This window comes from Massilia aurea, from assembly GCF_040790145.1.
GTDB classification, from domain to species: Bacteria; Pseudomonadota; Gammaproteobacteria; order Burkholderiales; family Burkholderiaceae_D; genus Telluria; species Telluria aurea_C.
On sequence record NZ_JBFMMP010000011.1, the window covers coordinates 159796 to 165923 of the forward strand.

Annotated in this window: 3 protein-coding genes; 1 reads left to right on the top strand and 2 read right to left on the bottom strand. The window is 66.5% G+C overall.

The features are described from left to right. Positions 1-51 precede the first annotated feature (51 nt). Positions 52-2940: an insulinase family protein gene (locus AB2N08_RS16025; RefSeq protein ID WP_367611699.1), complete on the bottom strand. Its 2889-nt coding sequence runs from the start codon at positions 2938-2940 to the stop codon at positions 52-54. Positions 2941-3039: 99 nt separating this feature from the next. Next, the gene (locus tag AB2N08_RS16030) at positions 3040-5118 is read right to left on the bottom strand and encodes a TonB-dependent siderophore receptor (protein WP_367611701.1); all 2079 of its coding nucleotides are present in this window, start codon (positions 5116-5118) and stop codon (positions 3040-3042) included. Positions 5119-5310: 192 nt separating this feature from the next. On the opposite strand from AB2N08_RS16030, the gene AB2N08_RS16035 reads away from it, so the two are divergent. Continuing rightward, on the top strand, positions 5311-6009 hold the full coding sequence (locus AB2N08_RS16035; protein WP_367611703.1) for a dienelactone hydrolase family protein: 699 nt from the start codon (positions 5311-5313) through the stop codon (positions 6007-6009). The last annotated feature ends 119 nt before the right edge of the window (positions 6010-6128 follow it).

Below are 6128 nucleotides of genomic sequence, written 5' to 3' on the forward strand. Positions count from 1 at the left end.
GTTTCTTGCAGAGCAAGGCATCATTTTGCCGAACGGGCAGCGAGTCGCCCCTCAGGCGCCCGCAGCCGCCGACAAATCCACCACCGTCAACCCCGCCAGATCCTGCGTCGTATTCCCCGCAAACGCCGCACGGCTGGCGTCGCCGTTCTTCAGATAGGTCAGCACGACCGCCTTCACCTGCGCCAGCGTGCAGCCCAGCACGGCCTGGCGGAAACGCTGGCGCGTGGCCAGGTCGGTGCCGCGCCGGTGGATGCGCCAGCCCAGGCGCACCGCGTCCCACGGGGCTTCGGGTTTATCGAGCGCCTTGATGACGCCGATGATGGCTTCCTCGAGCTGCTCGTCGCTGTAGTCGGTGTCGAGCAAGGTATCGATCGCCGCGTCGAAATCGCGGTAGGTCGCCGCCAGGCGCGGATCGCGGTAGGACGACATCGAGAACACGCCCGAGTCGCCGCCGTACGAGGCATTGCCGCCGTAGGCGCCGCCCGCTTCGCGCAGCGCCGTGTGCAGCACCTGGTTCGTCAGCAGTTCGGCGGCCACGCTCAGCGCGCCGGCATCTGGATGGTGCGCCATCGGCGCCGCCCAGGCGATGCTGCAATGGTTCACTTGGCCGGCCGCGTGCAGCGCGACGTTCGCCAGCGGCAGCGCAGCGTGCGGCGCGGCTCCGGTATTGCCGGCAACAGGGTCCGGCGCTGCGCCGGCGACGGGAATGGCCGCCTCCACCAGGCGCGCCAGTGCTTGTCCATCGTCGCCGCTGCCGGCGCACAGGATGCTCGGCTGGCCGCTGAGAACGGCCGCGTGCATGCGCGCCAGTTCGGCCGCGACCTGGGCCAGGCCGTCGGGCGTGGCCGCCAGTTGTTTCAGGCGCGCGGTGAACGCCAGCGCCGTCGGGCCGGCGATGGCGTCCTGGAAGCGCCGCACCGGCGCCAGCGGCGCACTGACGGCGAGCGACGCGTAGCCGCTGCCGGCCTGCGCCAGATCGTCGAGCGTGTTCTCCACGGTGCGCTCGATCAGATAGCCGAGGCGCACGTGTTCGTCGAAACGGGGCCGCGCCAGATAGGCGCCCAATACCTCGGCGATGTTGGCATGCTCTTCGCGCAAGCCGCTGGCCGATACCGCCAGGTCAACCTGCAGCGCGCCGCTTGGCAGCTGGAACGGCTGCAGCTCGAAGCGGAACGACGGCACCATGCGCTGGCGCCAGGCGCCGGCTTCGGCGTAGTCGAGGCCCTCGAGACCCAGTTCGTCGCGCAGCTGGGCATACAGCGCCAGCCAGGACCAGTCGGCCGCCGGGATGGCCGAGACGTCGTACACGACGCTGGCCGACGAAATGCCGTTCGAGCCAATGCTGAAGACATGCGTGGCGCCGGCAGCCGGATCGATGGCCGGAAGGCTGCGCGGTTCTGCGCTTACGTCGCCCGGCCGGATGCGCGGCAGCACCTGCGTATCGAACGGCGTTTTCTGGTGCGCGTCGAGGGCGGCGCTATCGGCCGCGATGCGGGCGCGGTCGGCGTCGGTCAGCGTGGCCGACAGCTGCGCCAGGCGCGCGGTTTCGAGCGCGTCGCGGTCGGAAAAATAGCCGGCGTCCGGCACGATGGTCGAGACCAGGCGGCCAGGTGATGTCAGCAGGTTGCGCACGAGCGACTTGAAGTATGCGGGATCGGCGATATCGCGCTCCATCTCTTGCAGGATCGCGTCGCTGTCAAAGGCAGTCATGACATCCCCGTCACGCATCGCCACCGGCAGCGCGATCAGCAGGCGTTCGAGCACGTTCGGCATGCCGCCGCTGCGGGTATTGCGCTGCTGGTACTTCAGGTCGCGCAGCGCGGCCTGCAGCGTGGCGTGCGAGACACCCTGCTCGGCCACCTGATCGAGCGTCGTCCAGAGCAGCGCTTCAGCCGTGGCCACCTGCGCCTCGGTGAGCCCCTCCATGCCGACGTGGAACAGCATCTGGCGCGCGCTGTCGTCATGGCCATTGAAGCCCGACGGGCGGCCATAGCCCGCTGTTTCCATCGCCTTCATCAGCGGCGCGGCGGCGTCGCCCAGCAGGCCAGCCGACAGCAGGCTGGCTTCGAACGCCACCTTCGGGATCGCCGACTCGTTCATCAGCCAGGTGATCTGCAGGCCGAATTCATTGTCGCGGCCCTGCTGCGACGGGATGCGCACGGTATTGCGCTGTGGCGCCGCAAACGCGCTGGCCAGTTGCGGGATGCGGCGTGCCGACACGTCGGTCTGGCGCGCCAGCACGCGCTCGGCGATGCGGGCCTGCACGGCAGCGGCGGGCAGCGGCCCGGCCGTCATGAAGATCGCCTGCGACGGGTGGTAGTGGCTGGCGTGGAAGTCCTTGAGCATCTGGTGCGTGAGCTCGGGGATGGCCAGCGGGTCGCCGCCGGAATCGACCTCGTAGGTGGTGCCGGAGAGGATGGTCGAGGTCAGGCCCTTGTACAGCGCGTGGCCCGGGTCGGCGAACGCGCCCTTCATTTCATTGAAGACGACACCCTGGTAACCGAGCTTGCCGTCGTCGAGCGTGTAGCGCCAGCCTTCCTGTAAGAAGTTCAGGTAGTCGAGCTTCGGGAAGAAGGCCGCGTCGAGGTATACGTCGAGCAGGTTGAAGAAGTCGTTTTCGTCGGTACTGACGAACGGATAGACGGTGCGGTCGGCGTAGGTGAACGCATTCATGAAGGTCGCGGTCGAGCGGCGCAGCATGGCGAAGAACGGGTCGCGCACCGGATAGCGCTGCGAGCCGCACAGCGCCAGGTGTTCGAGGATGTGCGCGCGGCCGTCGCTGGCGTCGGGCACCGTGGGAAACGCCACCAGGAACGCCATCTCGGCGCCGCTGGTGCTCAGGTGGATGTGGCGCGCGCCCGAGACGGGGGCCAGGTAATCTTCCACCGACGCCTGCAGTGCAGGAATCGCGTGGCTGCGTAGATGTTCAAAATGACTCATGTGCGGTTCTTTCAAGGCGGTGACCAATGATGATGATCATACCGCCTTGAATCTATCTGCGTGCAATGGCCGCCCACAGTCTCGGGGCAACGACCGCTGTCAGAACGTGCTGCGCAGGCGCACGCCCAGCTGGCGCGGCGTACCCACCAGTGCGCGCAAGGCGCCATCGGCCGACGGGTAGTAGGCGCGATCGAACGCGTTGCGCAGCATGACATCGAGCTTGAGCGCCGTGCCGTTCCAGTTGAACTGCGTGCCCACGCCCAGGTCGGTCACCGTGTACGACGGCAGCGTCACCGAATTGGCCGAGTCGCCTTCGCGCTCGCCCGAGTAACGGATCGCGGCGTTGGCATGCAGCGGCAGGTTGGCGATGCGCCAGCCCGGCGTGTAGTGCGCGGCGATCGAGGCTGCATGACGCGGCGCGTTCGGCAGGCGGTTGCCCTGCAGGCCGCTGGCGTCTTCCAGCACTTCAGTGGCGGTAAAGGCATAGGCGCCGATGAAGCGCAGTTGCGCGTTGACCTGGCCGGTGACATCGAGCTCGGCGCCGCGCGAGCGGGCCTTGCCGATCGCCTGGGCCGTGTCGTCATCGAGGTTGACGACGATGTTCTTCTTCTCGATGTCGAACAGCGCGAACGTGCCCGAAATGCGCTCGGCGGCCTTGAACTTGGCGCCCAGTTCCAGCGAGCGGCCTTCGGTCGGATCGAACGCGCCCTGCGTCGGGCTGCTGGCCACGTTCGGCACGAACGAGGTGGCGTAGCTGGCGTACAGCGACACCTGTGGCGCGAGTTTGTAGAGCGCGCCGACGCGCGGCAGCACTTCCGAGCCCGAGATATTCTGCGTCTCGACGAAATTCAGGCCGGCGCCTTCTTCCTGGCGATAACGCTGGTAGCGCACCGAACCCGACACGATCCAGCGCTCGCCAAGCGACATGCTGTCCTGGGCAAAGACCGACGTCGTGCTCAACAGCGCACGTGCGTTGCGGCTTTCGTCGTCGTATTCGGTCGGCAGCGGGATCTGGCCATACACCGGGTTGACGGTGTCGAAGCCATTGTAGGTCAGGCGCAGCAGCTCGCCGCCGGTGCGGCCCAGCGTGCGCTCGTGGTCCACGCCTACCAGCACTTCGTGACCGATGCCACCGGTGCGGAACTTGCCCACCAGGTCGGCGACAGCGTAGTTGCTGCTGTCGTCGACGTCCTGGCGGCCGTCGACACGGCGCCGCAGCAGCCCGGTCGCATCGTCGTAGCGGTTGGCGCGCACGCGCACGTCGCTGTAGCGATTGCGGTTGAAGGCGTAGCTGGCGCGCGCCGTCCATTGGCTATTGATCGCATGCTGCAGGCGCGTGCTGATGAAATCCGTGTTGCCTTCCATGCGCGAGAACGCCTCGCTGAAGCGGCGCTCGCGCGGCACGGCGATCGGCGCGCCGTCGGCGCCGAAGATCGCGCCGTCGTCGAACGGCACATCGTAGTCGGTGTGTTCGTAGCTCACGATGAATTCGGTGCCGCTGCTCCGCCAGGCCAGCGACGGCGCCACCAGGTCGCGCCGGGTGGTGCCGAAGTTGCGCCAGTCGTCGCGGTCTTCGCTCGATGCGATGAAACGGTACGACCAGTTACTCCCCTCGATCGGGCCGGTGTGGTCGAACTGCACGCCGTAACCGCCGGCTTCTTCGGTGTCGACCTGCACATCGGTGCGCGCACGCGCCAGCGGCACCTTGCTGACCACGTTGATCACGCCGCCCGGCTCCTGGATGCCGTACAGCGTCGAGGCCGGCCCCTTGAGCACCTCGATGCGGTCGGTGGTGGCGCTGAAGTTGCGCGCCTGGATCGAGCGCACGCCGTCGCGCAGCGTGCCGCCGGACGATTCGCCGGTAAAGCCCCGGCGCACGAACGCGTCCTGCGTGCCGGCGCGGGTGGGCGCCTGGGCGATGCCGCTCACCAGCGACATCGCCTCGTCGAGATTACGCACTTGCAGGTCGTCCAGCACTGTCGGCCCGATCACCTGCACCGATTGCGCCACGTCCATCAGCGACTGGTCGGTGCGGGTGGCCGTGCTGGCCTGGCCCGATTCAGTCGCGTAATCCATGGCGCCGCGGATTTCGACGATGGCCGGGGCAGTGGTTTGCGCGATGGCGGTGACCGTGTGCGCGGCGAGCGCGAGAAAGGCGATAAGGTGTTTGGCAGCCATGAGGTCCGATTTATAAATGAGAGTGATTCGCATTTACATAGTATCGTGTTTCTTCGTAGCATGCAAACAAGGTTTTGTACTTACAGGTTTTGGCCGAAGAACGTATGCCTGCGGGTGCGATATCATATACAACGCTACGGCCGGCGCTGTCTGCCCCCGGCCGGCACCCAACCCTTCAACCAGAGGAATCCCATGTCCGAAACACTCACCGTCACTACCGCCGAACGCAGCTTCGACTGCTACGTGGCCCGCCCGAATGTCGTCGGCACCTACCCGGTCATCATCGTGCTGCAAGAGATCTTCGGCGTGAATGCCGGCATCCGCAGCATTGCCGACAATTACGCCGCCAAAGGCTATATCGCCGTTGCCCCGGATCTGTTCTGGCGCGACGAGCCGGGCGTCGACCTGTCCGAAGCGAGCGAGGCCGACGTCGCGCGCGCGTTCGCGCTGTATAAAAGCTACGATTTCGACCATGGCGTGCAGGACATCGCCGCCACCATCAGCGCGGCGCGCACGATGGAAGGCAGCACCGGCAAAGTGGGCGTTACCGGTTACTGCCTGGGCGGCCTGATGACATACCTGAGCGCAGCGCGCACCGATGGCGACGCCTTTGCGGCCTACTACGGCGGCGGCACCGACAACTACCTGGGTGAAGCCAAGAACATCGGCGCACCGATCCTGTACCACCTGGCGGGCAACGACGAATACGTCGGCCCGGACGCGCAAGAGCAGATCAAGGCGGCGTTTGCCGACAGCGCCGACGCCGAAATCCATGTGTATCCGGGGTGCGATCATGCGTTTGCCCGGCCGGGCGGCGGTCACTATGACCATGATGCGGCCATGCTGGCAAACAGCCGTACTGATGAGTTCTTTGCGCGTACGCTGCGTTGATTTTCAACACCGCTGGCGGGGTCAGCACCACCTCCGCCAGCCCGTCGTTCCCGCGCAGGCGCACTGCTGTCCGGAATAATCTTGTTGACTGTCGCATCAGAATAGACATCCCTGATTTT

Coding starts and splice junctions, on each gene's coding strand:
- AB2N08_RS16025 (WP_367611699.1), bottom strand. CDS start 2,940: ATGAGTCATTTTGAACATCTACGCAGCCACGCGATTCCTGCACTGCAG.
- AB2N08_RS16030 (WP_367611701.1), bottom strand. CDS start 5,118: ATGGCTGCCAAACACCTTATCGCCTTTCTCGCGCTCGCCGCGCACACG.
- AB2N08_RS16035 (WP_367611703.1), top strand. CDS start 5,311: ATGTCCGAAACACTCACCGTCACTACCGCCGAACGCAGCTTCGACTGC.